This window comes from Bacillus massiliigorillae (genome assembly GCF_000380245.2).
Classification (GTDB): Bacteria; Bacillota; Bacilli; order Bacillales; family DSM-1321; genus Bacillus_AD; species Bacillus_AD massiliigorillae.
The window spans coordinates 1,125,448-1,152,230 of sequence record NZ_HG428741.1 but is presented as its reverse complement, the minus strand read 5'-3'; the positions used below and the strand labels follow the sequence as shown (position 1 = coordinate 1,152,230).

The window sequence follows — 26,783 nt, the reverse complement described above, 5'->3', positions numbered from 1 at the left end:
AAACACCTCAAATCATTAATTCGTAGGGTTTTTCAAGAACAGCCTTTAAATCCGTTAGAAAATGAGCTGCTGGTGCTCCATCAATAACACGATGATCAAAAGAAAGACTTAAAGACATATATGGTCTTACTTCAATAGCTCCATTATGGCTAACCACTTGTTCTCGTATTCTGCCTACTCCTAGAATCGCCGACTCTGGCTGGTTAATAATTGGTGTGAATGAATCAACATCATACATACCTAAATTACTGATTGTAAATGTTCCTCCTTGCAACTCATCCGCATTTATTTTGTTTTCTCTTACTTTTTTCGCAAGATTTTTACTCTCTACAGCAAGATCTGAAAAGCCTTTTTGATTGGCATTACGAATGACAGGAACAACAAGGCCATTTGGAATGGCAACTGCAACACCAATATTAATCTCAGAATGAAGATCAATTTGGTTTCCATTAAGAGAGGCATTTAGCATTGGATGTGATTTTATAGTATGTGCCACACTTTTTACTATTATTTCAGTATAAGATAGACGGTATCCAGTCTTGCTTTGGATCTTTTCAAGTAAAGAATTTCTCATATCCATCGTATTTGTCATATCCACTTCCGTATTAATCGTTACATGTGGAGCAGTATGTGCACTTTTCGCCATTCTTTCTCCTACAACTTTTCTGATACCATTATAGTTAACTGAGCTGCTAGTTGTTCGAGAGATTCCCTTCAAGACATCCTCACTTTGTATCTTTGTATGAACAGATTGTCTTGACGACAAATCGATATTATGTTCAGCTACTATTTTCTGAGCAAGTGGAGAAATAGGAACAGAATTATCCTTCATATACAATTCTACATCTTTCTGATGAATTCTATTTTTAGGACCTGAACCTTTTATTTTACTTAGATCCAGTCCATGCCTTTGGGCTAGCTTTAATGCGGCAGGTGTTCTTCGAATTTTTGAATCTATAAAAGTAGATTGCAAGGAGGGTTTTTCACTTTTAATTTCACCCCCCTCATTTACCATTGACTTATTGTTTTCTGTTTCATTTTTAGTTTGATCAACCAATTTTTCTGCAATATTTTCTCCTAATTCTCCTATATAGGCAATAGGAACTAAAACAGGAACTTCTGTATCAACTTCAAATAATTTTTTAAGTAAAATTCCTGAACTAATAGCCTCTACTTCCATATTGATTTTATCTGTCATGATTTCTAGAATAGGTTCACCCAATTCAACCGAATCTCCTTCATTTTTAAACCATTCAATAATTGTGCCCTTTTCCATTGTAGCTCCGAGTTTTGGCATTTGGATTTCAGCCACCATGAAATCACCTCCTAATTCGTAACTGGTACTAATGATGATTTAACCGCCTTAATGATATCATCTACTTGTGGTACAGCCTTTTTCTCTAAATTCATATTATAAGGAATGGGAACTGCTTTTCCACCTAACCTAGTAACAGGGGCATCTAAATAGTCAAATGCTTCACTTTCATTAATGACACTTGCTATTTCCGCTCCATAGCCCCCCCTTTGAACAGCCTCATAAACAACAACAGCTCGATTCGTTTTCTTAACTGACTCCACGATGGTTTCAATATCTAGTGGAACTAATGTACGCGGATCAATTACTTCAACACTGATACCCTCTTTAGCCAGCTGTTCTGCTGCTTGTAATGCTCGTTGAACCATAATCGATGTTGCGACAATAGTTACATCTGAGCCTTCTCGTTTGATTTCTGCTTTTCCTAATGGGATGCTAAAGGATTCTTCTGGAACTTCACCCTTCGTATTATATAAAAGCTTATGCTCAAAGAAGATAACAGGATTATTATCATCTAATGCCGCTTTAAATAGCCCTTTTGCATCATAAGGTGTAGATGGTTGAACAACCTTTAATCCAGGTATATGCGCAAGCCATGCTTCCAAACTTTGAGAATGCTGAGCTGCAAATCCTGCGCCAGATCCTCCTGGAGTTCGAATTACCAAAGGAACGTTTCCTTTTCCTCCATTCATATATCTGATTTTGGCTGCTTGGTTAACAATTTGATCCATAGCACAAGTAATAAAATCAGAAAATTGCAGTTCCAGTATCGGCCTCATTCCTGTAAGTGCGGCGCCTACCGCAACACCACTGATGGCAATCTCGGAAATAGGGGTACTTATTACCTTATCAGCACCTAACTCCTCTATCATTCCATTTGTTACACCAAATGCTCCACCATAAATCCCTATATCTTCTCCTAAAATAAATACATCTTCGTTCACTCTAATTTCTTGAATCATCGCTTCTTTAATTGCTTCTGCATACGTTATTTCACGCATGTTTAATCCTCCTCTCTATTCTATTTACAAGTAATCTATTTTTTTCTATAAGAATATATCTTCTTCTAACGAATCTAGTGATGGCTCTGGACTTTTTTCTGCAAACTCAACTGCATCATCTAGAATTTGTTTTACTTTGTCCTCAATTTCTTTCACTTCTGCCTCTGTCAAAACACCATCAAGGAGTAATCTATCCTTAAAGTTTTTAATTCCATCTTTATTCTTCATCCACTCTTGCTCTTCCACACGAGTTCTATACTTTCTAGCATCGCTTCTTGAGTGACCCCTCCAACGATATGTTTGAGCTTCGATAAAAGTTGGTCCTTCCCCATTTTTTGCTCGCTCTACTGCTGCTTTAGTTGCTTCATAGACCACTAAAACATCTGTTCCATCAATAATTACTCCTGGTATTCCATAGGAAGCAGCTCGTTCCGCCAAATTTTCAACATTAGCCATCTGCTTTATATCGCCTGACATTCCATATCGATTATTTTCACAGAAGAAGATTACAGGAAGTTTCCAAATTGATGCAATATTTAACGATTCATGAAAACTGCCTTCATTTGTTGCACCATCGCCAAAAAAGCTAACCGCCACATATCCTGATTCCTTCTTTTTCGAAGTTAAGGCGGCACCACATGCTAGTGGAAGCCCTCCAGCAACTATTCCATTTGCTCCCAAATTACCTTTTTCTAGGTCAGCAATATGCATTGAGCCACCCTTTCCTTTACAATGACCAGTCACTTTACCTAGTAATTCAGCCATCATTCCAGGAATTTCCGTTCCTTTTGCAATACAGTGACCATGACCACGATGAGTGCTTGTTATTTTATCTTCATTTGTTAAAGCTGCACACGCTCCAACTGCAGTCGGCTCTTGCCCAATGCAAAGGTGCATAGTTCCATGAATCTTCCCTTGCATAAATAATTTTTCAACGGATTCTTCAAATCGACGGATTAAAATCATTTGATATAACATTTCTTTTAGTTTTCCTTTACCAATTTCACTTTTATAATTTACAAGACTCGATTCCATTTCATGAAAATCCCCTTTTTAAAGTAATTATTCGTTAAAAATCGTAGTACATTAATATTTTTCCGCTTTCTTTTGATTGAGCCATATCAAATGCTTTTTGCCATTCACTTAAAGGAACAATATCGGTTATCATTGGTTCTAAATTAACCATGTTCGTTGATAAGATTTTTTGTACTTTGTCCCATGTCTTCATAGAGTGCGCATAGGAGCCAAAGAAAGAAATTTGTTTATAAAGAAGCGTATCAATATCCATTTCTACTTTGCTACCAATAATACCGACTTGAATGTATTTCCCCATTTTTTTCAAAGACTTTATACATGTATCCAAGGCTGAAGGTGCGCCTGAACATTCAAGTGCAATATCAACGCCGATTCCATGTGTTTCCTCTTTAACGAGAGCAGTAAGATCGTCTGTAAATACATCAACCACAATTTTTGCACCTAAATCTTTGGCAATTTTCAGCCGCTTCTCATCTTGACTAGTTCCAGTGACAATTACATTACAGCCCTTAGCAACCAATAAACTAAGGCAGAGTAAACCAATCGGACCAGGTCCCGAAAGAAGAGCCCAATCTCCAGCATTGATTTCGGTTAGTTCTTCCACAGCCTGAACAGCACATGCGAGTGGTTCAGCAAGAGCAGCTTCTTTCAGAGAAAGATGTGAAGGAACTTTGTATACCATCTCTTCATTTACGACAACAAACTCTGTAAAACTTCCATTTACACCACTACCTAAGCTTCTCCGTTCCGAACAGAACATATAATTGCCTTGCTTACAAAAACTACAACGTTTACACGTCCAAGCAATGGATGGTAGAACCATTACATAATCACCAGGGCGAATATGTTTCACGTTTTTCCCTGACTCTACCACCTCTCCTGAAAACTCATGCCCTAAAACAACAGGTGGAGAATAATCATAACTATCATGGTAAATGTGAAGATCTGTTCCACAAATACCTGTATAATGGATTTTTATTTTAATTCCTGTCTCATCACAAATAGGCTCAGGAATGTCTAACAACTCTAAATTTCCAAATCCAGGTTTCGTTTTTAATAGTGCTTTCACCCAAATTCCCCCATTTGTCGTTTACATGTTCCCTCTCTACTACGAACGCATTTTAAAACTTTTGATTTTAGATACCTAAAGAAATGTATTTCTCCTCTAAATAATCTCTTATTCCTTGGTGACCGCCTTCACGACCATAACCACTTTGATTCATGCCCCCAAATGGAGCTTGAGCCGCTCCTGGCACTCCATCATTTAAGCCAATTACCCCAAAATTCAATGACTCTGATACTCTAACCGCTCTTGAAATATCAGAAGTATATAAGTAAGCTGCCAAGCCATAGATTGTGTCATTTGCTTCTTTGATTACTTCGTCCTCATTGTTAAAGGCTATTATCGGAGCCACAGGGCCAAATGTTTCTTCTGTCATAATTTTCATTTCTTTTGTAACATCAGCTAAAACAGTTGGTTCATAGAAACAGCCTTGATCTCCAAATCTTCTTCCTCCCTGAAGAACCGTTGCACCTTTTTCAACAGCATCCAACACATGCTCTTCTACTTTCCGAACCCCTTCTTCATTAACTAACGGACCAATTTGAATTGTTTCATCAAGACTGTTACCAATCTTTAATTGCTTCACTTTTTCTACTAATATTTTCAAGAACTTATCTTTCACATTCTCATGAACATAAATTCGATTTGCACACACACATGTCTGTCCCGCGTTTCTAAACTTGCTAGCAAGAGCTCCTTCTGAAGCCTTCTCCAAGTCTGCATCTTCAAATACAATAAACGGTGCATGCCCACCTAATTCTAGAGCAAGCTTTTTCAATAAAGGAGCAGATTTTTCCACCAATGTTTTTCCAACTTCTGTTGAACCTGTAAACGAAATCTTTTTAACAGAAGGATTTTCAAAAATTTCATCTGATATTTCCTGAGTAGCACCTGCTACAATATTAACTACTCCTTTTGGAATACCTGCCATTTCTACTAATTTAGCAAAAGCTAGTGCTGAAAGTGGAGATTGACTTGCTGGTTTAACAATACCAGTACATCCTGCAGCCAAAGCGGGACCTAATTTTCTTGTCATCATAGCTAATGGAAAATTCCACGGAGTAATAGCAGCAATAACACCTACTGGTTGTTTAACAACAAACAGTCTTTTATTCGAAACTGAAGCTGGTATAGTTTCTCCATAAATACGACGCCCTTCTTCTGCATACCAAGTTAAAAAACTTGCAGCATACTTTACTTCCCCGCATGCTTCTGTATAGGCTTTTCCCATTTCAATACTCATAATTGTTGCAAGTTCGTCCTCATTCTCTAGCATTAAATCCCTAAGCTTTAATAAGTAGTCCGCTCGTTCATAAGCGGTGAGCTTAGCCCAGTTTTGAAATGCTTCACTAGCCGCTTCTATTGCCTCTATTGCTTCCTTTCTTCCACCTCTCGGAACTTTTGTAACTGTTTCACCTGTAGATGGATTTTTCAGAGTAAAATATGAATTCGAAGATGAACTCACCCATTCTCCATTAATAAATAATTTAATATCCTCTATATCTAGCAATTTAAACCCTTTATTTTTTTCCATTTTTATCCTCCTCACTCGTTTTTAAGAAAAAACAATTCCACCATCAATTAAAACTGATTGACCTGTCATATAATTAGAATCCTCAGATGCTAAGTAAGAAACAAAGCTCGCTACATCTTCAGGCTGCTCGATCCTTCCTAAAGGAATTCCTTCAACTCTTTTCTTAAGCGTATCTCCAAGTGGAACATCTAAATACTCACTCATCTTTTGATCGATTTTTTCCCACATATCAGTTCCTACTATTCCAGGACAATATGCATTTACAGTAATACCGTAGGGAGCTAATTCTTTTGCAGCCGTTTGAGTCAAACCAATAACGGAAAATTTCGTGGCAGCATAATGACCGAGAAATTCAACTCCTCTTTTTCCAGCCGTACTACTAGCATTAATGATTTTTCCTCTTTTTTGTTTCTTCATTTGTTCTGCCGCTGATTGAATACAAAAGAGAGTTCCAAAGACATTTATGCGAAAAATTTTTTCTAAATCTTGTTCGGTAATCTCTAACAAAGGCTTTACTTGCACAATACCTGCATTTGAAACTAATACATCAAGTTGACCAAAATGCTGTACTACCTGATTCACCATAGAAAATACTTCATTTCGATTACTAATATCTGCAGGAACCACTAAACTGGATTGCCCTAAGTCCTCTATTTCTAATGCCACTTGCTGAATTGCATCGATATTTACATCATTGATGGCTACATTAAAACCATCTCTTGCTAAACGCAGTGCAATTGCACGACCAATTCCCCTCCCAGCTCCTGTAACTAACGCAATTCGTTGTTTTTGCTCACATGTATCTGAATGTTTATTCATCATTCATACCTCCAGTTTGATCATGCATAAGAAGCATTGCCTTTAAAACTTTTTGATTCAAACTATCATTAAATGCCATTTCAACTTGTGATAAAGAATAATAAGAAATAATTGAATCAAGCTCCCTTTGCTTTTCAACTAAAAGATGAAAAGCCTCCTCATAATCTATAGGATCACAGCCATAACTTGTAATAATTGGCCATTCATTTCGGACAAGATCAGTTAGATATAGATTGACTGTTTGTTCGTATAGAGCGACAAAAATAGCTTTGCCTCCTTTTTTCAATTGATGAAAACCACCTGAAACAGCAACTGTTGAACCTGAGCATTCAAACAGAATATCGACTTTTTCTGTTAATTCACTTCGGTCCGCAACATGAGGAATCATGCCAAACTGTTCACCTTTCGCCAGCCTTGTTTGATAGTCTCTTTCTAGTCCAGAAAGTATGACCTTAGCTCCTTTATTCAAACAAACCAAACCGACAAAAAAACCAATAATACCTGGACCTTGCACCAAAATAACTTGATTTTCTTTAATTTCACCGGCCTTCTTAACCGCATGGACCGCAATAGCCAATGGTTCGCTTAGGGCAGCCGACTTTAATTCCATATTATTCTGAATACTCTTCGTGAATCGCTTCTTTGTTTTCACATATTCAGCCATACCACCATTAAAATGTAGACCGATTACTGTATTTTTTTCACAGATAGAAAAACGACCATCTTTGCAATTGTCACATTCATTACAATAATGCATTGATTCAATGATTACCTTTTTTCCAATCCAGCACTTGTCCGATTCATGAAAACAATCCACTACTACTCCAGCGATTTCATGTCCTAAGATGATTGGTTTTTTAACGAATTCATATCCCTTACTATGTGTAAAGGCATGAAGGTCACTCCCGCAAACTCCACAGCTCTCTACCTTAATGAGAAGGTCTCCTTCATTTAAAGTTGGAATTTGTTCATCCTTTAGTTCAATTTTTCTTGGAATTTCTGTTTTAATCGCAGCTAACATTGCAACCACCTACATTCCTAAATACGCTTTCTTCAAGTGCGGCTCATTTATCAGTTTAGAAGCTTCTCCTGATAGGGCGAGTCGACCATTTTCAAGGACAAAGGCTTCTTTTGATATAGCCAAAGATTGTTGAACATTTTGCTCAACAAGTAAAATAGTTAAACCAGTTTTATTGATTTCAACTAATGCCTTTAATAGCTTTTGGACTAGAATCGGAGCTAGTCCTAGGGATAGTTCATCAATAATTAAAAGCTTTGGATTTGCCATCAATCCTCGACCAATTGCACACATTTGTTGCTGACCACCACTCATCTCTCCAGCAAATTGTTTTTTTCGTTCTTCTAAGATTGGAAAGAGGTCATACACCATTCTTAAATTTTTCTTATAATCTTTTTTCGCCCGCTTTGAATAAGCTCCTAGCTCTAAATTCTCCTCAATAGACATATAATTAAAAAGTTTTCTTCCTTCCGGCACTTGGATAATACCCTCTTCGACAATTTCATGAGGATCTAGCTTTTGTATTTCTTTACCAAAAAAAGTAATTCTACCGCTTTGCGCCTTTTCCAAACCAGAAATAGCATTTATTGTGCTGGACTTCCCAGCGGCATTCGCTCCTAATAATGCGACAATTTGCCCTTCTTTGACCTCGAGGGACAGATTCCATAATGCTTGAATTTCACCGTAAAATAGATTTACATTTTCTAATTTAAGCATTGCTCACTGCCTCCCCAAAATAAGCTTTAATTACCTCTTCATTGTTTGCTATTTCCTTCGGTGTTCCTTCAGCTATTTTTTCACCATGATGAATTACTACAATTCGATCACAAACTGTCATTATAACTTCCATAATATGCTCAATAATAATAATCGTAACGCCACTGTCTCTTATGCTCTTAATGACGGGTATAATTTCTTGTATTTCTGTTGGATTTAAACCAGCCATTACTTCATCAAGTAAAAGCAGTTTTGGCTGTGTTGCCAATGCTTTTGCTACTTCCAATCGCTTTTTATCAGCAATAGTTAGACTTTTTCCTACTTGATCCTTCTTTTGATTCAATCCAACTTTTTCTAAAATGGCAAGAGCGTATTCTCTCGCTTTCTTTGTACTGGTTGTTTTATTAAAAGCACCTACCATAACATTTTCTATGACAGATATACCTCCGAATGGTTTAACAACCTGATAAGTTCGGCCAATTCCTTTTTTACAAATTACATATGGTTTCTTATTGGTAATCTCTTCTCCGTTGAATTCAATCTTGCCAGATGTTACGGGATGGGAACCAGATATTAAGTTAAATAAGGTGGTTTTCCCCGCACCATTCGGTCCAATAATGCCAAGAATTTCATTTTGCTTAACATCAAAACTAACGTTATTAACCGCTTTAAGACCGCCAAATTGTTTAACGACTTCTTTTACTTGAATAATCAACAACTTCCCCTCCTTTAACATCTAAACGTTTTCTTCCTTTAAACTTTTCAGGAATTTTCTTTAGCAATGGTAATAGTCCATTCGGCATAAAGGAAACAATTAAGATTAAAGCGATACCGTATAGAAAATAGTTCATTCCACTAAAGGCAGGAAATGAAGATCTCAGGATTTCATTTAGTGGAATAATAATCACAGCTCCAAGTAGCGGACCATATATTGTTCCCATCCCACCAACGATTGCAATCAAGGCAATTTCAATTGAAAAATTCAAATTAAACACTGATTCTGGTTCAAAGAAAAGCATGAATTGTGCATATAGTACACCTGCAACTCCTGTCAAACCAGCACTTAAAGCCATCGCAATCATTTTATACTTCGTTACATTGATTCCTAATGTTTCTGCACTATCCTCATTTTCACGAATGGCTTTTAAGTAATAGCCAACCCTAGTACGATCCACAAAATACACAATCGCAAGAGAAATTAGGAACAAAGCAAGCGCTATATAATAGTAGGAACTATATTCACGAAAAATTAGGTTTGACACTCCTGGTTCAAATCGAATATTGATTCCCATTGACCCATTTGTTAAATCTCTCCAATACAAAGTGAGATGACGTATTACCTCGGCAAAAGCAATCGTCGCCAGTGAAAAATATGTGCCTTTTAATCGGAAAGTTGGCCAACCAATGAAAATTCCAACGATTATCGCTAGTGCTCCTGCAATAAATATTCCAATCCATGGGCTTAATCCAACATTTAAATATAAAAGAGAAGAAGTATAGGCCCCTATTCCAAAAAAGATAGTATGTCCAAGGGATAATTGACCCCCATATCCCCCAAGGATATTCCAAGCACTTGCGATTGTTGCAAAAAGAAGGATTAAGATAAAGGTATTTAGGTAAAACTTACTATCAATTATTAAAGGTAAAATACAAGCAAGTATTCCCAACACTATTAAAAATGAATTATTTTTGATATTGATCATTAATCAACCAACCTCCTCTGCACCCTTACCAAGGCCGAATATGCCAGAAGGACGTAATAATAGTACTAAAATAAATATGGCAAAGTAGACTGCCTCTTTAAGCCCTGTGTCCAATAGAACGCCTGATAATGCTTCAACTAATCCAATCATTAAACCACCAAAGAAGGCACCAAACATACTACCCATTCCTCCAAGAACAACGACAACAAAAGCTATCAGAACAAAGGTTGTGCCTAGAGTTGGATATACAGAGTAGATAGGCATGAGCATTGACCCAGCTAAGCCTACTAGTCCAACACCAATTCCAAATGCAAGCAAATAGATTTTTTTCACATTAATCCCCATTAGATGTGCAGCTTGTCGTTGCATTGCAACAGCCCGAATTGCCTTGCCAGTGAACGTTTTTTGCAAGAATAGGTATAATAGTGCTGCTACAGAAATAGCAACAACAAAAGCAATTAATCTTGGAATACTAATTGCAATCTCACCGATATGAAAAACTGCAGATTGGTAGCTAGTACGTACCGACATATGATTAGCACCCATCGTCATTAATGCAAGGTTTTGCAATGCAATTGATAATCCCAACGTGGCAAAGATTTTAGTAGTAGGTGGTGTATCAAGTATTGGCTGAATCATAAATCTTTGTGTAATTACTCCGATTAAGAATAAACAAGCTATAACGAGAATTGCAGAAATATAAGGATCTAGGCCCATAGTTGAATAGAATAGAAAACTGATATACATAGCAATCATTAAAAACTCCCCATGGGCAAAATTAACGATTCGGACAACTCCAAGAATTAAATTTAGTCCCATACTGATAAGAGAATAAATTCCACCAAGTAATAAACCTGAAATGAGCGTTTGTACTATTGTCATTTAATTCACCTCGATTTTCTTTTTCATTCTAGAAGAAGAAAGCCCTCTTAAAACTTATTATTTTATGATTGGCTCTCTTACTGAAACACTTTCTGGCCAAACAGCATAAAGCTTTCCATCCACCCATTGATGTACATATGGTCGACTTAGAAGGTTTTGACCTGTTTCCGGATCAAACTGAATACCCCATCCAGTTACAGTTTTCCCTGGTTCAATTTTGTAATCATTTGCTACATCACGTAATTTATCAGGATTAATTTCTCCAACTTCATCGATTAAATCAAGAAGGACATTAGTTCCCATATAATGAACAAGCGAATGACCTGACCGAGGTCCCTCACCATATTTTGCTTTATAAAGTTCTATAAATTCTTCTATTCCAGGTGTATATTCATGATTAATCTCGTATTGTGGAAATGCCACATTAAAAATGCCATCTCCTATATCACCAACTCCTTCTATAAAACCAGCCATATCATGACCACCACCAGAACCAATCACAACCGGAACGTCTAAACCTAATTCTTTACACTGTCTGTGAAATAAAATTGCATCATTTAGATAAGAGACAACGATCAATACATCTGGTTTAGATTTCTTTATGTTCAAAACAACTGAGCTTAAATCATTTGATGCAGCAGCATATGGTTGAGTTGAAACAATTTTAATTCCTTCTTTTTTAGCAAGCTTTACAGCCTCGTCCGCAATAGTCGTTCCATAAGATGAATCCTCATGTGCAATTGCTACTTTTAGATTCCCTAAATCTTTCCCAATATTTTCAGCCACATAATTTTTAATAAAATCGATGTGAGTTTTCGATAAATAAGAGGCGGGAGGATTTGTTCTTAGCACATATTTATATCCTCGCTCTGTAATAGAATCGGCAACGGCACCATATTCCCAAAACAAGACACCATTCCTTTCAGTCATTTCACTAGCTGCATGAGCAATACCTGATGAGTAAGATCCAACAATAGTTTGTACGTTCTCTCTATTGATTAATCGATTAGCCTCTGATTGTGCAGCATCTGCATCAGGAGCATCTCCTTTAACTAGTTCAATCTTTTTACCTCCTGCTACCCCGCCCTTTTTATTTATTTGTTCGATTGCAAGTTCAACACCTCGATAACTTTCTTCACCGAGCAACGCTAAATTACCTGTTAAAGGAAACAACGCACCTATTTTTAATGTGTCAGATGCTTTGTCATTTCCACTAACTTTATCTGATTCGCTACATGCCGTTAGTAATAAAAGAAAACTTAGTACTATTAGAATAAAAACTCTTTTCATTTTCACCCTCCAAACATCAACAATAACATTTCAAGAATCGTTTTATTTATTGATGACAGGTTCTTCAACAGAAACATTTTCTGGCCACACCGTTACTAGTTCACCTTTAATCCATTGATGCATATAAGGCTGACCTTTTTTGTTCTGACCATTTTTCGAATCGTATTCTACACCCCATCCAGTTGGTGTAGATCCAGCTTCAGCACTATATTTCAAAGCAGCTTCCTTCAATTTGTCAGGGTCTACTTCACCTACTTCTGATAAAACATCAAGCACAACTTTCATGCCCATATAATTGGATAATGAATGACCCGAGCGTGGGTCCTTTCCATACTTATCTTTATAAAGTTCTAAAAAGTGGTCCATTCCAGGTGTATATTCCCTATTAATTTTGTATTGAGGGAAATCCACATCAAAAACTCCATTTGCCAAATCACCAACAGCGTCTTTAAAATCTGTCATCGTATGGCCACCACCATTTCCGATAAATACAGGTACTTTAAAACCCAGCTCTTCACTTTGTCTTGCTAAAAGAATCGCATCATTTAAATAAGATACAGCAATCAATACATCCGGCTGAGCTTTCTTAAGATTCAATACAACTGAGCTTAAATCATTTGAACCAGAACTATAGCCTTGTGTTGTTACAATATTGATTCCTTCCTTTTTAGCCAGTTTCTTTGCTTCTTCAGCAATAGTTGTTCCATAAGCAGAGTCTTCATGTGTGATTGCAACTTTCACATCGTTCAATTTTTTACCAAGTTTTACAGCTGCCACTTCTTTAATAAAATCAATGTTTACCTTAGAGAAATATGATGCCGGTGGATTAGTTCGTAATACATATTGATACTTCCGATCAGTAATAGAATCAGAAACGGCTCCTAGTTCCCAATATAAAACACCATTTCTTTCTGTTACCTCACTAGCAGCGAACGCAATTGAACTCGAATAGGAACCTACAATTGCTTTAATTTTTTCTTGGTTGACTAAACGGTTTGCCTCAGCTTGTCCAGCATCTGCATCAGTTGCATCTGCTTTAACTAACTTAACCTTCTTCCCTTCAACACCGCCGTTTTTATTAAATTCTTCAACAGCTAACTCTACGCCACGGTAGCTTTCTTCACCCAACAGTGCTAAATCACCAGATAAAGGATATAAAGCTCCAATTTTCAATGAATCCGATTTTCCATCACTACTAGCTCCATCTGATCCACAAGCACTTAATATAAGAAGTAGTCCAACCATCATAAGGGAAAATAATTTTTTCATTTTAATTCCTCTTTCACTAGAAAATTATGAAATCAACCAACCGCCATCAACATATATAGTTTGACCTGTTAAATAATTCGAGGCATTTGATGCTAAAAATACCGCTGTCCCCTGTAAGTCTTCCACATTACCCGTTCTCTTCAAGGGAATACGCGATTTCATCCATTCAACTTTGTCTTGATTCTCAAATAAAACTTTTGTCATTTCCGTTTTGAAATAACCAGGTCCAATCGCATTTGTTAAAATGCCATCATTCGCAAACTCAACCGCTAACGCCTTTGTAAGCTGTGACACCCCTCCTTTGCTCGCTCCGTACACAGCCATATTATTAAAACCAATTTCACTTGTTAGTGAAGCAATGTTAATGATTTTCCCATTCTTTTGCTTTTGCATATATGGGATTACAGCTTGAGAAGCAAACAGCACGCTTTTCAAGTTAATATCCATTACAAGATTCCAGTCTTCCTCCGATAATTCTAAAAAAGGTATTCTTTTATTTGTCCCTGCTCCATTCACAAGAATATCGATTTTCCCTTCTTGTTCTACGACTTCTTCAACAAATGAATGAATCGCTTCTTTATTACGGACATCAACAGTAGAATAGTACGCCTTTCTGGAAAATGTCGATATTTCATTAGTTACACTCTGTAGCTCAGATTCTGTTCTGCTGGTTATCGCAACATTCGCCCCCGCTTCCGCGAGCGCTAATGCAATTGACCGTCCAATTCCCCGGCCTCCACCAGTTACTAATGCCGTCTTTCCGCTTAAATCAAATAATTTCACTTTTCACACCGCCCATTGTTTTTTTATATAATTCAACAACATCTTGATAAGATGTTTTCCTTGGATTCACAGCTATATTTCCACTTGCTAAAGCATCCACTGTCATACGATCCAATTGGCTTTCATCCACATGATAATGTGAAAAATCACTAGGTATATTAATATCTTTTGATAAAGTCTTAACTGCATTTACAGCAGCTTGTGCACGCCCCATTAATGTCAAACCCGTTAGATTTTCTCCCATATCCACAGCAATATCACTAAATAGTTCCGGAACTGCTAACATATTAAATTCCATAATATGCGGAATCAAAATAGAATTAGCTACACCATGAGGAACATCATAAATTGCACTTACCGGATGACTTAATGCATGACAATTTCCTAATCTAGTATTGTTGAATGCAAGACCTGCTAAAAGGCTGCCCATAAGCATATTATCTCTTGCCACTATATTGTCACCGTTGTATACAGCTTGGCGAAGGTTTGCACTAATTCTTCGGATTGCCTCTCTCGCAAGTGCTTTAGAAATTGGATTTGCTAATTTGGATGTATAAGATTCAATTGCATGTACTAAGGCATCTAAGCCGGTTGCAGCTGTTATATGTGGAGGCAGGGTTTGTGTAACTAACGGATCTACTAATGCCCATTTGGGAGCTAATCGTATTCCCCCAATCGTAAATTTATTTTGCCGTTCTTCATCAGTAATAACAGCAAATGTAGTAACTTCACTTGCAGTACCTGCTGTAGTTGGAATTGCTATAAGTGGCAACAAATCATTAGAACATGTATCAATACCCTCATAATCTTGAATCGCCCCTTCATTTGTAGCCAATAGACAAACTGCTTTAGCTACATCTATTGAGCTACCTCCTCCCATAGCAACAACCACATCTGCCTTTATTTCACTTAAAGTCTTAACAGCTTCATTACAATTGGTCACGGTTGGATTTGGTTTTGTTTCGCCAAATACTGCATATTGAATATTGTCTAACTGACTAATAATTTGCTCGACAAGCCCTGTTTGAATAATTCCTCGATCCGTTATAATCAGTGCACTCTTAAAGTCTTGCTGTTCAATAATAGGTCTTAATTGATTAATTGCGCCAAGACCGTAAGTTATTTGGGTAGGGTTTTTAAAAAAAGCTAATTCATTCATAAATTGACCTCCTTAAATTGGACAACTTTTTAATTTCTAAAATGCGAATTATCAGGGGAAAAGTTATTGTTCACAAGAAGTGTTGAAAGCGCATTCACAAATCGAAAACGTTACTTATCCCGAAACTATTAAATTACAAATTCACTTTAATTTAATGCAATAAGCGTGCCAAAACTATAATAACGATTATTATTCATAACAACTTAACAATAATCGCTTTTTTGCGACATTTTACAATTTCATACACAATTCATTGTGTGTAAAAACAACCCAATTTTAATAAAATTGGGTTGTTTTTACCTACCTCAAATACAGTGAGCACCATTTTACCTCAATTTAATCCGCATAATAGCCCAGTCTCATGGACTGTACTGTTCCGAACAAAAAATGTGAACAGCACGTAGCACTGTTCACATTTTCTTTAAATTGGATTTTCTGAATATAATTCACGTAATTTTGTTTTAACAATTTTCCCTGAACTTGTTTTAGGCAATTCTTTCACAATTTCTATTTTTTTGAGGAATCTTATAAGTAGCTAATTTCCCTATACAATATTCTTTCAATTCCTCCTCAAGATTTAATTGATAATCCTGCTTTAGAGTAATAATTGCCTTAACTAATTCACCCTTATCAGCATCCGGATAACCTATTACTGCAACTTCTAGAACAGAAGAATGCTGATACAACACTTCCTCTACTTCTCTAGGGTAAATATTAAAACCTGAACGAATAATTAAATCTTTTTTCCGATCCACTATGTAGAAATATCCATCGCTGTCTTTCTTAGCAATATCACCGGTTTTAAACCAACCATCTACAAATGCTTGCTTATTTTCTTTTGGACGCTTCCAATACCCTTTCATAACATTTGGTCCTTGAACAATTAACTCACCAGGCACTTCTTTAGAAACTTCTTGCATTAATTCATTCACTATTTTCACTTTTACATCTTGTATTGGTATTCCAATACTTCCTGATTTTTTTCTTCCCTTTAGCGGATTAATCGTAACCACAGGAGAAGTCTCTGACAACCCGTATCCTTCAATAATTTCAAAGCCAAATGTCTCATACCATTTATTAAAAATCTTTTCAGGCAATGGTGCTGAACCACAAAATGCAATTCTTAAGTTTAAATTGTAGTTTTTATTATTAGGATCATTTAATAAATACGTGTACATTGTTGGAGGTCCAAAAAAGAAACTGATTTCCTTGTCTTCCATGGTACGTAAAGTTTGTGTACTTGAGGTCCATCTTGGGAGAAGGTGACTATATCCACCACTATAAATAGTTGCATTTAAGCAGCAAGTTTGTGCGGCAGTATGAAATAATGGAGAAACAATCAATGTTTTTTCTTGATTACTCATCTCAAGAGCTTCAGCAAATGTTTTCGCATTATGAAATAGATTATGATGTGTTAAAACGGCACCTTTTGGTAAACCTGTTGTTCCAGATGTATAAATAATAGAGGTTTCTTCTACCACTACTGTGTTATCAATGCTTGATATCGATCCATTATGAAGAAGTTCACTAAACACTTGAGAGTGCACATTTAAATATAGAGGGTCTTTCTCTATTTCAATTTTTTTCAACGTTTCGATTACAGTTTCATTTGTAATAATGATTTTCGGAGAACAGTCATTTAAAATAATTGCTAACTCCCTGTAAGTAAGAGTCGGATTTATTGGAACAGAAATAGCTCCAACTCGCATACATGCATAATAGCTAATAATAAATTCGGGACAATTATTTAATATTATTGCTACTCTGTCTCTCGGTTCAATCCCATTTAAAGAAAATTGATTAGCAAGTCTCTGTATTTTTGCATTTAGTTCCTGATAACTTAAAACGCTAGTTTCCCAACCAATTGCATTCTTTTCAGGATTCATATGAGCATGGTTCTGTAAAACATAGTCTAAATTCATTCATACCTCCTTCACCATCATTAAATTTGGTTATTTCCTTTAATACAAAGACTAACCAAATCATTTTAATATTAATTAAATTTTCTCCATGCACATCTATTTGCCAATGAAATCAGGTTTTCTTTTTTCTAAAAATGCATTGACTCCCTCTTTAGCATCCATGCTAACGAACATTTCTCCGAATTTTTCCATCTCATAACGAATGCCTTCTGTTAAAGGAAGATCAATGCCATGATTAATGGTCTTTTTTATATTTTTCAATGCAAGTCTAGGTTTCTCCTTAAGCAGATTAGCCCATTTCATTACTTCTTCTTCTACTGTTCCATTAGGTACAACTTGGTTAACTAGTCCATACTGTTTCGCTTCCTCTGCATGAATTGATGTTCCAAACATCATCATCTCCATTGCTTTTGATCGACCAATTAATCTAGGAAGGCGTTGCGTCCCTCCTGCCCCTGGAAAGATACCTAAATTAACCTCTGGTAGTCCCATCTTAGTGTTTTCATCACAAATTCTAAAATCACAAGCAAGAGCCAGCTCTAACCCCCCCCCTAGCACATGACCTTTCAAAGCGGCAATCACTGGTATCGGGAGTTTAGTTAAAAGTTCAAACGCCTGATGATAACCAATCGTTAGTGCAATATCTTCTTTCCCTATTTTAGAGATAAATTGGTTAATGTCAGCTCCAGCTGAAAAAGCCTTTTCTCCTGCTCCTTTTATAATCAATACATTTACTTCTTCGTTTCCATATAACCCCTCTACTATTCTCGTCATCTCTTGAAAAATAGCCTGATTTAATGGATTGTAAGGTGGTCGATTAATCTCCAATACAGCTACTTTCTCTATTATTTCAAAACAAAGAACATTTTCCATAATACATCCCCCCTTAATTGTATGAATAAAATCCCTGTCCTGTTTTTGTCCCTAAATCTCCAGCCTCTACCATCTTCTTCAATAGTGGACAAGGCCGATACTTAGAATCGCCAAAACCTTCATACAGAGCTTCTAATGCCCATAACGTAATATCCAATCCAGCCATATCAATCGTTTTTAACGGCCCCATCGTATGCCCATAACCATCTTTAAAGCCTTGATCAATTTCTTCGGGAGAACCGACACCTTCCATTACCGCAAAGCATGCTTCGTTCACCATTGGTAGCCAAATTCTATTCATTAAGAAGCCAGGAAAATCTTTTTCCGCAACAATCATTTTTTTTCCAAGTTTTTCACCAACTACTTTAGCAGCTTCCAACGTTTCTGGTGAGGTCTTGTACCCTTTCACAATCTCTAATAAAGCCATCATCGGTACCGGACTAAAAAAGTGCATTCCAATTACTTTATCTGGTCTCGAGGTAACACTTGCAATCTCTGTAACAGATAAACATGAAGTATTAGTAGCAATTAAACTATCTTTCTTCGCTAGCAGATCAATCTTTTTAAATATTTCCTTTTTAAGTTGCATTTTTTCTGGTACTGCTTCAATGATGACATCTGCTAATTCTAGTGCGTCCCATTCAACAGAAAATGAAACATTAGAAAGCACATCATCCGGATTGTCAAAAATATTTTTTTTAAGAAAACGATTTAAAGAAGCTTCTATTCGCTGTTTGGATTGTTCAAGTGATTCCTTCGTTACGTCAATGATTGTTACATCCATTCCAACTTGTGCTGCAACTTGACCAATTCCAGAGCCCATTAGCCCTCCACCAATGACACATATCTTCAACTTTACTCATCTCCCTATCAATTCTCTTTATTAGAGTTTTAAAAATAATTTACACGTTAAACTAATAGAGGCTGTCCCAAAAGCGATTAGTAATCACATCTGAGACGCCTTCTATATTTCATAAAATTATAAAGTAACCACACATTATATCGTACCCTCTAAGGAAAGCTATTTATTGATTTGCGGCTCTTGAACTGCTACTTTTTCTGGCCAAACTGTGAGTAGTTTTCCATCAATCCATTGATGAAGATAAGGTTGACCTTTCTTGTTTTGTCCTGTTTTCGAATCAAAATCAACTCCCCAACCTGTTGCTAACGTTCCTGGTTCTGCTTTATATTTTAATGCGGCTTCCTTCAATTTTACTGGATCAACTTCTCCCACTTCTTTTATTACGTCAAGTACTACTTTCATCCCCATATAGTTAGCAATAGAATGTCCTGAGCGTGGTTCCTGACCGTATTTTTTCTTGTATAAATCTAGAAATTCATCCATTCCCGGAGTAAATTCACGATTGATATTATATTGTGGGAAATCAATATCAAAAATGCCATTTGCCATCTCACCAACAGCATCTTTAAAATCTGTCATCGTATGCCCACCACCATTACCAATAAATACTGGAACTTTAAAACCAAGCTCTTCACTTTGTCGAGCTAAAAGAACAGCATCGTTTAAATATGAAACTGCTATCAAGACATCTGGCTGAGCTTTTTTTAGATTTAAGACAACCGAACTTAAATCATTTGAACCAGAACTATATCCTTGAACAGTTATGATATTAATTCCAGCTTTTTTAGCAAGCTTCTTTGCTTCCTCTGCAATTGTAGTTCCATAAGAAGAATCTTCATGAGCAATAGCTACTTTTAAATCACCAGGTTTTTTTCCTAGTTTTTCAGCCACTACTTCTTTAATAAAATCAATATTAACTTTTGAGAAATATGATGCAGGGGGATTTGTTCGTAAAACATTTTGATACTTTCGATCAGTAATAGAATCTGCAACAGCACCTAACTCCCAAAATAGCACACCATTTCTTTCCGCTACTTCACTTGAGGCAAACGAAATACCACTAGAAAATGATCCAACAATCGTTTTGATATCCTCCTTATTAATTAATCGAGTAGCCTCTGCTTGCGCTGCATCAGGATCAAGAGCATCACCCTTTACCAACTTAACCTTTTTACCATCAATACCTCCAGCCTTATTCACTTCTTCGACTGCTATTTCAACTCCACGGAAACTTTCTTCTCCAAGTAAAGCTAAATCTCCTGAAAGCGGAAATAGTGCCCCAATTTCAATTTTCCCTTCTGACTTACTCTCACCACTAGTACTATTTGAACTACAAGCCGTTAGAATGATTACCATCGTAGCCAGTAAAATTACGAATAATTTTTTCATTTTTTAACCCCCTTCGATTAATTAATTCCTTTAGCTATTAATTGATTAGCGATAATTACTCTCTGAATCTGATTTGTTCCTTCGTAAATTTGAGTTATTTTTGCATCCCTCATCATTCGTTCTACAGGATAGTCTTTTATATAACCATTACCCCCTAATAGTTGAACAGCATTTGTTGTAACCTCCATCGCAACATCTGATGCAAAGCATTTTGCCATTGATGCATTTGCAATAATATTTGGATCTTCGTTATCTAACATCATCGCAGCTTTTAAAACTAATAATCTAGAAGCTTCAACTTTCATCGCCATATCCGCTAACATTGATTGAACCATTTGAAATTGATGAAGAGTTTTATCGAATTGCTTTCTCTCCATTACATAATTCAAACAATATTCAAATGCCCCTCTAGCAATTCCAGTAGCTTGAGCACCAACCACTGGTCTCGTTTCATTAAAAACATTCATTAATATTTTAAATCCTTCTCCCTCCTCTCCAATTCTATTACTCTCGTGTACAATTACATTTTCTAAATAAATTTCTCTCGTTACTGATCCTCTGATGCCCATTTTTTCTTCTTTTTTACCAAAAATAAGGCCTGGTGTACCTTTTTCTATAACGAAAAGTGATATACCTCTAGTACGTTCCTTAGAGGTTCTTGTAACAAAGACATAAATATCTGACTCTCCTGCATTTGTAATGAATATTTTATGACCATTTAATACATAAGAATCTCCTTCTTTAACTGCAGTAGTCTTTATTCCTGAAACATCAGAACCCGCTCTAGACTCTGTAATTCCAAATGAACCAAGAACTTGTCCAGTAGCCATCGGTGTAACGTATTTCCTTTTTTGTTCTTCTGTTCCAGCAATAAGAAATGGAGCGATGGTTAACGCCTGTGTTGATAATGAAACAGAAGTTGATGCACAAGCTGCAGCAATTTCTTCCACAACCGCAACATGACTTACCATATCAGCCCCAGCTCCCCCGTATTCTTCCGGTACATGAATACCAAAAAAGCCGTTGTTTGCTAATATTTTTAGATTTCCCCAAGGTGTTTCTCCCTTCTCATCAACATCTTTTGCAAAAGGAGCGATATGTTTTTTCGCAATCTTTTTTGCAGTATTTACAATCATGTCTTGCTGTTTAGTTAATAACAATGCGATTCCTCCATTCCATTATGTAAAATCCTATCCAAAAATCTTTAAAGACGATTTTCTAGTTTTTAAAACTAGGCTTTCTTTTTTCTAAAAAAGCACCCATACCTTCTACAGAATCTGGATAATCAAATAGAAATGAAAACTCATAAAGTTCTTTCTCGAGATACACTTCATTTCCCTGTAAAACACCGCTATTCATCACTCTTTTAGCTGCAGCAATAGCAGTTTGACTTTTTAATGACAAAGATTGTGCTAGTAAGACCCCTTCCTCTAAAACATGTTCAAAAATATCGCTAATAATTTTGACTTCCATCGCTTTATGCGCAGAAAAAATTTCTCCAGTAAAAATCATTTTTCTAGCCATAGCCGAACCTACAATTTCCGATAGGAGTGAAACTCCACCACCACCAGGGATAATTCCAAGATTAATTTCAGGAAGACCAAACTTAGCATTTGTTTGAGCAATACGAATATCGCAAACTAGCGCTAGCTCTAAACCTCCTCCAAGGCAATATCCATTTATTGCAGCAATGAATAGCTTAGAAGAATGTATGATTTCATTTCGAAGTGCTTTCATTTTGCTAGCTATTTGGAAAGCTTGTGAAACAGAGATTCCAATTAAATCTTTTATATCAACCCCTGCAATAAATACTTTTTCTACACCAGTTAAAATAACAACTGCTATTTCCTCCATGGCATTTACCTTGGCAACCGCTTCTGACAGTTCCATAATCAAATTCGTATCTAGTGCATTTCTAGCTTGAGGACGATTTACTTTCAAGACCACAACTTTTGAATTTATCATTTCAACTATTAAATTCTTGTATTGATTCATCATCCTCCTCCAATCAAAAAAATCTTATATACATAAAAGTATTGCAGAAATCATGCCAACTTAAATAACCATAAAATATTAGTTTTTTAAGCATATGAATAATAAAATGTTGATATTTTTCACCATTTCAATAGAAAAAAATCACCAACCTTGTATTGCATTAAAAAAAGTGGTGAAATATTTCACCACTAATAATCGATTTCGTATTTTTTTATCTTTTTAACTAGTGTTGAATGATCAACATCAAGATGCTTTGCTGCTTCACGTATAGACTTAAATCGACTTAAAGCCATGTTTATCATTTTGATTTCGTTTTCTTCTCTTAATACTTTTAAGGGAATAATCTCATTCATAAAATCATAAAAAGAAATTTTTGTAATTTCTTTTGGAAGATCTATTGGCAAAATCTCATCCGTTTCAGTTAATATCACTAAATGTTCAATCGTATTTTCCAATTGGCGGACATTTCCTGGCCACTTATAATTCACAATTAATCTTTGAGATTCCTCAGAAAGGCGTTTATTTTTAGTGTATTTCGCATTAAACTTTGTTAAAAAATGATAGCTCAAGGTAAGAATATCTTCTTTTCTTTCTCTTAATGAAGGTATGGGGATGGGGATAACATTTAAACGATAATATAAGTCTTCTCTAAATTTTCCTTGTTGAACCAATTCTTTTAAATCACGGTTGGTTGCAGCCAAAAAACGTACATCTAACTTTTTGACTTTTGTACTTCCAACTCTTGTAATCTCTTTTGTTTGAATCACTCTTAATAATTTTACTTGGAGATGCAGTGGCATTTCCCCTATTTCATCTAGCAGGATAGTACCTCCATTGGCAACTTCAAGTAATCCCGGCTTTGCTGAAGAAGCACCTGTAAAAGCACCCTTTTCATAACCAAACAACTCAGCTTCTATTAATGATTCAGGAATAGCGCCACAGTTAATTTGAATATAAGGAGCATTTTTTCTATCACTTATTTTATGGATATTTTTTGAAATAACCTCTTTTCCCACTCCTGATTCTCCAACAATTAGCACAATTGCCTCCGTTTTAGCCACTTTCGTTACCTTTTCTTTTAATATTTTGGTTTTATATGAATTTCCGATCCAATTGTCAGTTTTTAATAATTGTGCCCTTAATTGCTGCAACTCTGTATAATTTATATCCAATTGATTATGATGTTCTTTATGTAATTCATTCAATGTTGATAGTTCACGGTAATTTGCTATGTAACATATAATTTTTCCGTCATAGTCAAATACTGGTTTACTTGTTATAAATACTTCCCGCCCAGTACTTAACATTTGTGAGATGGTTAGGGGGTCTTTCTTTACTACTTTCATCGATTGACTAACAATGAGTCCATCTTCTTCCATTTCCATAGGTGTCTTTCCAACAATATCTTTTTTGGAGAACCCAGAAATTTGCTCTACTGCCCTATTAGCATAAAATACCCGACCTTCAATATCAGATAATAATAAACCTTCAAAAGACTGTTCGAGTGCCTGTATAAGATGTTCTTGTTTAAGAATATGTTTTTTTGTAAAGTTCATCTAGTATTTCCCCCTTTCATATTATAAAAACTAGCCTTAAATATTTACACTATACAAACTGTGAATATTTGTAATTTTGAGTATAACATATAAGTTAGTTAATTATTATCCTTTTAAAATCCATATACTTAATCAAAATAAAAACCTTTTCTAGATAACTATTATTGATTTTCCATATTAAAAGCCGCATTTTCTAATTATAAAAATGCGGCTACTAATTTATTAGTTTACAAGATTATTCACTTTCTTAAAACTGTTATTATTTATTATCAACTCTTCACCATTTCTTCATTCGCAATCCCAACTGTTTTTTTCCTACGAAACCATGAAACAATTACGGCTATAATAACAACAAAACCAAGATAGCCTGTTACAGGATAAACTTTCCCTACAAGAGTAATAAATCCAACAAAGCTAGCTAAAAATGCAAGAATACCAACTACTACAACCGAGCCTTTAAATGCTTTTGTTTCAGCTGGTACGAATCGAGCAGTAAACGCATAAAGCATACCAACCGCTGTGTTATAGACCATACCTAGTAAAACGATTGAAAGAATTGTACCTAGAATTGGAGAAATTTCATTTGCTAGGTATAGTGTTGGTAAATCTACACCTTGAATACCTGGCATATCAGAAAGCATACCAATATTAATTAAAAATAATAATACACCTAGTCCAATACCACCAAGAATACCTCCCCATCCAGCTTCTTTTTTATTTTTAAATGTTCCACCCATTACCGCTAACATGGCAATTCCAGCTGCAATATTATATGAAACATATAGTAGAGAACCCATTACCCAATTTGAAGCTGCTGCTTGGCTGGCCTTCGCATATTTTTGAATATCAGCAAAACTATAATCCATAGTAAAGAAAGAATATGCTGCAAGAATAACCATAATAACTAATAAGAACGGTGTAACTAAACTGATGATCGAAATAATTTTTTTAATGTCCAATAATAAAGTGACAATTGTAATAACTGTCATCACGATGCACCCTACCATAGATGGAATACCAAATTGTTGTTGAAAGATAGATCCAGAACCTGCAATCATAACAACAGTAACACCAAATAAGAAGAACGTAATTAGTACATCTACTGCTAATCCAAGATAACGTCCACAAATGTGATAGATTACTTTTTTATGAGATACTGTTTGAAGATCACTTCCCAGTTGTACAATTTGCATGCCTAAGAATGAAAATAATACCGTTGCTAAAATAACACCAATAATACTATAAATACCAAAATGCGTAAAAAATTGTAGTACTTCTTGCCCTGAAGCAAACCCTGCTCCTACAAGAATACCAATATATGCCCCAGCTAAATTTATGCTGTTTTTCATAGACGTCACCTAATTTCTGTTTTGTGTAATAATTCTGAATTTTTAAACTAAAAATAAGAGATTTTAGTCTTTTTTGAGTCTATTGGAAACCTAAAATAGGTTTCCAATAGGCATCAATCTATCATTTGTACTATTTCGTATATTTTTTGCTATACGTTGTAAACTCATCAACAGTACGGTAATTCACTTCATAACCAATGCCAGCTGAGGTTGGAACAGTAATCACTCCATCTTCTACAGTCACTTCAGGTTCAATTAAATCTTTATGCCAATAGTTTGCTGATGCTGCTGTATCACCCGGCATTGTAAAATTACTTAATGTTGTTAATGCAATATTATGTGCACGACCAACACCTGATTCTAACATGCCACCGCACCATACAGGAATATTGTTGTCTTCACAAAGATTATGAATCTTTTTCGCTTCAGTTAATCCACCTACACGCCCAATTTTAATATTAATAATTTTACAGCTTCCTAGTTCAAGAGCTTTACGGGCATCTTCTACAGAATGAATACTTTCATCTAAACAAATAGGCGTTTTTAATTGTTTTTGTAATGTCGCATGATCCACAATATCATCCGATGATAACGGTTGTTCAATCATCATTAAGTTAAATTGATCTAACTGTTTAAGCAACTCGATATCTTTCAAACGATACGCAGAATTTGCATCCGCCATAATTGGAACATCGGGATAATGTTTTCGTACTTCACGAATAACGTCAACATCCCAGCCTGGTTGAATTTTAATTTTAATACGTTTATACCCATCTTTCAGACCATTTTCGATTTTCTTCAATAAATCTGGAACTGTTTTTTGGATTCCGATACTAATACCAACATCGATTTTATTCAGCTTACCTCCTAGTGCTACACCTAAGGGTTGATTATTCTCTTTCGCGTATAAATCCCAAATTGCGCCTTCAATCGCTGATTTAGCCATATTATTTTTACGTATATGGCTGAAGAGATCATTCACTTCACTAGGGTGGTTAATTTCCTTATCAAGTACTATTGGAATTAAGAAGTCTTCTAACATTGTCCAATTTGTTTTAATTGTTTCTTCGTTATACCAAGGTGCTGCAAAAGCTACCGATTCAGCCCACCCAGATAAACCATCTTCATTCTTCACTTCTACTAAAATAAACTCTTTATCTACGAAAGTGCCAAAACTAGTTGTAAAAGGCGCTATTAAATCCATTTTAAGATGTCGTAAAATAACCTGTTTAATTTTCATAATGTGTTG

General features: G+C 35.7%; 24 protein-coding genes. All 24 read right to left on the bottom strand.

From position 1 onward, the window contains the following. Window positions 1-7 precede the first annotated feature (7 nt). Window positions 8-1,315 carry a dihydrolipoamide acetyltransferase family protein gene (locus TX86_RS05455; protein WP_042346988.1) on the bottom strand — a complete coding sequence of 436 codons (1,308 nt, stop codon included), beginning with the start codon at window positions 1,313-1,315 and terminating at the stop codon, window positions 8-10. Between the two features lie 11 nt (window positions 1,316-1,326). Next, window positions 1,327-2,316, bottom strand: coding sequence for an alpha-ketoacid dehydrogenase subunit beta (locus TX86_RS05450; RefSeq protein WP_042346985.1), 990 nt, complete (start codon window positions 2,314-2,316; stop codon window positions 1,327-1,329). A 45-nt stretch (window positions 2,317-2,361) separates the two neighbouring features. Then, window positions 2,362-3,351 (bottom strand): thiamine pyrophosphate-dependent dehydrogenase E1 component subunit alpha, encoded by a 990-nt coding sequence (locus TX86_RS05445; RefSeq protein ID WP_042346984.1) that lies wholly within the window; start codon window positions 3,349-3,351, stop codon window positions 2,362-2,364. Between the two features lie 34 nt (window positions 3,352-3,385). Continuing rightward, on the bottom strand, window positions 3,386-4,420 hold the full coding sequence (locus tag TX86_RS05440) for a zinc-dependent alcohol dehydrogenase (protein ID WP_042346983.1): 1,035 nt from the start codon (window positions 4,418-4,420) through the stop codon (window positions 3,386-3,388). Window positions 4,421-4,487: 67 nt separating this feature from the next. After that, the gene (locus TX86_RS05435) at window positions 4,488-5,948 is read right to left on the bottom strand and encodes an NAD-dependent succinate-semialdehyde dehydrogenase (protein ID WP_081707569.1); all 1,461 of its coding nucleotides are present in this window, start codon (window positions 5,946-5,948) and stop codon (window positions 4,488-4,490) included. A 21-nt stretch (window positions 5,949-5,969) separates the two neighbouring features. Beyond that, window positions 5,970-6,770 carry an acetoin reductase gene (locus TX86_RS05430; RefSeq protein WP_230203575.1) on the bottom strand — a complete coding sequence of 267 codons (801 nt, stop codon included), beginning with the start codon at window positions 6,768-6,770 and terminating at the stop codon, window positions 5,970-5,972. Then, the gene (locus tag TX86_RS05425; protein ID WP_042346978.1) at window positions 6,760-7,788 is read right to left on the bottom strand and encodes a zinc-dependent alcohol dehydrogenase; all 1,029 of its coding nucleotides are present in this window, start codon (window positions 7,786-7,788) and stop codon (window positions 6,760-6,762) included. Before TX86_RS05425 ends, TX86_RS05430 begins: the two co-directional genes overlap by 11 nt. Window positions 7,789-7,797: 9 nt before the next feature. Next, entirely contained in the window at window positions 7,798-8,502 is a 705-nt protein-coding gene (locus TX86_RS05420; RefSeq protein WP_042346977.1) for an ABC transporter ATP-binding protein, read from the bottom strand. Beyond that, on the bottom strand, window positions 8,495-9,217 hold the full coding sequence (locus TX86_RS05415) for an ABC transporter ATP-binding protein (RefSeq protein WP_230203574.1): 723 nt from the start codon (window positions 9,215-9,217) through the stop codon (window positions 8,495-8,497). Before TX86_RS05415 ends, TX86_RS05420 begins: the two co-directional genes overlap by 8 nt. Further along, on the bottom strand, window positions 9,189-10,205 hold the full coding sequence (locus TX86_RS05410; protein WP_042346972.1) for a branched-chain amino acid ABC transporter permease: 1,017 nt from the start codon (window positions 10,203-10,205) through the stop codon (window positions 9,189-9,191). Before TX86_RS05410 ends, TX86_RS05415 begins: the two co-directional genes overlap by 29 nt. Window positions 10,206-10,208: 3 nt before the next feature. Then, window positions 10,209-11,087 (bottom strand): branched-chain amino acid ABC transporter permease, encoded by an 879-nt coding sequence (locus TX86_RS05405; RefSeq protein ID WP_042346970.1) that lies wholly within the window; start codon window positions 11,085-11,087, stop codon window positions 10,209-10,211. Between the two features lie 57 nt (window positions 11,088-11,144). After that, entirely contained in the window at window positions 11,145-12,377 is a 1,233-nt protein-coding gene (locus TX86_RS05400; RefSeq protein ID WP_042346968.1) for an ABC transporter substrate-binding protein, read from the bottom strand. A 42-nt stretch (window positions 12,378-12,419) separates the two neighbouring features. After that, window positions 12,420-13,646, bottom strand: a complete 1,227-nt coding sequence (locus TX86_RS05395; protein ID WP_042346965.1) for an ABC transporter substrate-binding protein — start codon at window positions 13,644-13,646, stop codon at window positions 12,420-12,422. Between the two features lie 24 nt (window positions 13,647-13,670). Beyond that, a complete protein-coding gene (locus tag TX86_RS05390) occupies window positions 13,671-14,429 on the bottom strand; it encodes a glucose 1-dehydrogenase (RefSeq protein WP_042346963.1) in 759 nt (252 codons plus the stop codon). Further along, window positions 14,416-15,588 (bottom strand): iron-containing alcohol dehydrogenase, encoded by a 1,173-nt coding sequence (locus tag TX86_RS05385; RefSeq protein WP_042346961.1) that lies wholly within the window; start codon window positions 15,586-15,588, stop codon window positions 14,416-14,418. Before TX86_RS05385 ends, TX86_RS05390 begins: the two co-directional genes overlap by 14 nt. Before the next feature lie 485 nt (window positions 15,589-16,073). Beyond that, on the bottom strand, window positions 16,074-17,510 hold the full coding sequence (locus TX86_RS05380) for an AMP-binding protein (RefSeq protein ID WP_052343542.1): 1,437 nt from the start codon (window positions 17,508-17,510) through the stop codon (window positions 16,074-16,076). Between the two features lie 96 nt (window positions 17,511-17,606). Then, window positions 17,607-18,383, bottom strand: coding sequence for an enoyl-CoA hydratase/isomerase family protein (locus TX86_RS05375; RefSeq protein WP_042346959.1), 777 nt, complete (start codon window positions 18,381-18,383; stop codon window positions 17,607-17,609). A 13-nt stretch (window positions 18,384-18,396) separates the two neighbouring features. Then, window positions 18,397-19,236, bottom strand: coding sequence for a 3-hydroxyacyl-CoA dehydrogenase family protein (locus tag TX86_RS05370; RefSeq protein WP_230203573.1), 840 nt, complete (start codon window positions 19,234-19,236; stop codon window positions 18,397-18,399). A gap of 168 nt (window positions 19,237-19,404) precedes the next feature. Beyond that, on the bottom strand, window positions 19,405-20,634 hold the full coding sequence (locus TX86_RS05365) for an ABC transporter substrate-binding protein (RefSeq protein WP_052343541.1): 1,230 nt from the start codon (window positions 20,632-20,634) through the stop codon (window positions 19,405-19,407). Between the two features lie 17 nt (window positions 20,635-20,651). Beyond that, window positions 20,652-21,794, bottom strand: a complete 1,143-nt coding sequence (locus TX86_RS05360; protein ID WP_336469851.1) for an acyl-CoA dehydrogenase family protein — start codon at window positions 21,792-21,794, stop codon at window positions 20,652-20,654. 58 nt (window positions 21,795-21,852) lie between these two features. Continuing rightward, entirely contained in the window at window positions 21,853-22,632 is a 780-nt protein-coding gene (locus tag TX86_RS05355; protein WP_081707568.1) for an enoyl-CoA hydratase/isomerase family protein, read from the bottom strand. A 185-nt stretch (window positions 22,633-22,817) separates the two neighbouring features. Further along, on the bottom strand, window positions 22,818-24,185 hold the full coding sequence (locus TX86_RS05350) for a sigma-54 interaction domain-containing protein (protein WP_042346947.1): 1,368 nt from the start codon (window positions 24,183-24,185) through the stop codon (window positions 22,818-22,820). A gap of 269 nt (window positions 24,186-24,454) precedes the next feature. Next, a complete protein-coding gene (locus TX86_RS05345; protein ID WP_042346946.1) occupies window positions 24,455-25,534 on the bottom strand; it encodes a YkvI family membrane protein in 1,080 nt (359 codons plus the stop codon). A gap of 130 nt (window positions 25,535-25,664) precedes the next feature. After that, entirely contained in the window at window positions 25,665-26,774 is a 1,110-nt protein-coding gene (gene menC, locus TX86_RS05340; RefSeq protein ID WP_042346944.1) for an o-succinylbenzoate synthase, read from the bottom strand. Window positions 26,775-26,783 lie beyond the last annotated feature (9 nt).

What these genes read in the sequence shown, in the direction of transcription:
- TX86_RS05455 (WP_042346988.1), bottom strand. Translation starts at nt 1,315, where the DNA reads ATGGTGGCTGAAATCCAAATGCCAAAACTCGGAGCTACAATGGAAAAG.
- TX86_RS05450 (WP_042346985.1), bottom strand. Translation starts at nt 2,316, where the DNA reads ATGCGTGAAATAACGTATGCAGAAGCAATTAAAGAAGCGATGATTCAA.
- TX86_RS05445 (WP_042346984.1), bottom strand. Translation starts at nt 3,351, where the DNA reads ATGGAATCGAGTCTTGTAAATTATAAAAGTGAAATTGGTAAAGGAAAA.
- TX86_RS05435 (WP_081707569.1), bottom strand. Translation starts at nt 5,948, where the DNA reads ATGGAAAAAAATAAAGGGTTTAAATTGCTAGATATAGAGGATATTAAA.
- TX86_RS05430 (WP_230203575.1), bottom strand. Translation starts at nt 6,770, where the DNA reads ATGATGAATAAACATTCAGATACATGTGAGCAAAAACAACGAATTGCG.
- TX86_RS05425 (WP_042346978.1), bottom strand. Translation starts at nt 7,788, where the DNA reads ATGTTAGCTGCGATTAAAACAGAAATTCCAAGAAAAATTGAACTAAAG.
- TX86_RS05420 (WP_042346977.1), bottom strand. Translation starts at nt 8,502, where the DNA reads ATGCTTAAATTAGAAAATGTAAATCTATTTTACGGTGAAATTCAAGCA.
- TX86_RS05410 (WP_042346972.1), bottom strand. Translation starts at nt 10,205, where the DNA reads ATGATCAATATCAAAAATAATTCATTTTTAATAGTGTTGGGAATACTT.
- TX86_RS05405 (WP_042346970.1), bottom strand. Translation starts at nt 11,087, where the DNA reads ATGACAATAGTACAAACGCTCATTTCAGGTTTATTACTTGGTGGAATT.
- TX86_RS05400 (WP_042346968.1), bottom strand. Translation starts at nt 12,377, where the DNA reads ATGAAAAGAGTTTTTATTCTAATAGTACTAAGTTTTCTTTTATTACTA.
- TX86_RS05395 (WP_042346965.1), bottom strand. Translation starts at nt 13,646, where the DNA reads ATGAAAAAATTATTTTCCCTTATGATGGTTGGACTACTTCTTATATTA.
- TX86_RS05385 (WP_042346961.1), bottom strand. Translation starts at nt 15,588, where the DNA reads ATGAATGAATTAGCTTTTTTTAAAAACCCTACCCAAATAACTTACGGT.
- TX86_RS05380 (WP_052343542.1), bottom strand. Translation starts at nt 17,510, where the DNA reads ATGAATTTAGACTATGTTTTACAGAACCATGCTCATATGAATCCTGAA.
- TX86_RS05375 (WP_042346959.1), bottom strand. Translation starts at nt 18,383, where the DNA reads ATGGAAAATGTTCTTTGTTTTGAAATAATAGAGAAAGTAGCTGTATTG.
- TX86_RS05365 (WP_052343541.1), bottom strand. Translation starts at nt 20,634, where the DNA reads ATGAAAAAATTATTCGTAATTTTACTGGCTACGATGGTAATCATTCTA.
- TX86_RS05355 (WP_081707568.1), bottom strand. Translation starts at nt 22,632, where the DNA reads ATGATGAATCAATACAAGAATTTAATAGTTGAAATGATAAATTCAAAA.
- TX86_RS05350 (WP_042346947.1), bottom strand. Translation starts at nt 24,185, where the DNA reads ATGAACTTTACAAAAAAACATATTCTTAAACAAGAACATCTTATACAG.
- TX86_RS05345 (WP_042346946.1), bottom strand. Translation starts at nt 25,534, where the DNA reads ATGAAAAACAGCATAAATTTAGCTGGGGCATATATTGGTATTCTTGTA.
- menC (WP_042346944.1), bottom strand. Translation starts at nt 26,774, where the DNA reads ATGAAAATTAAACAGGTTATTTTACGACATCTTAAAATGGATTTAATA.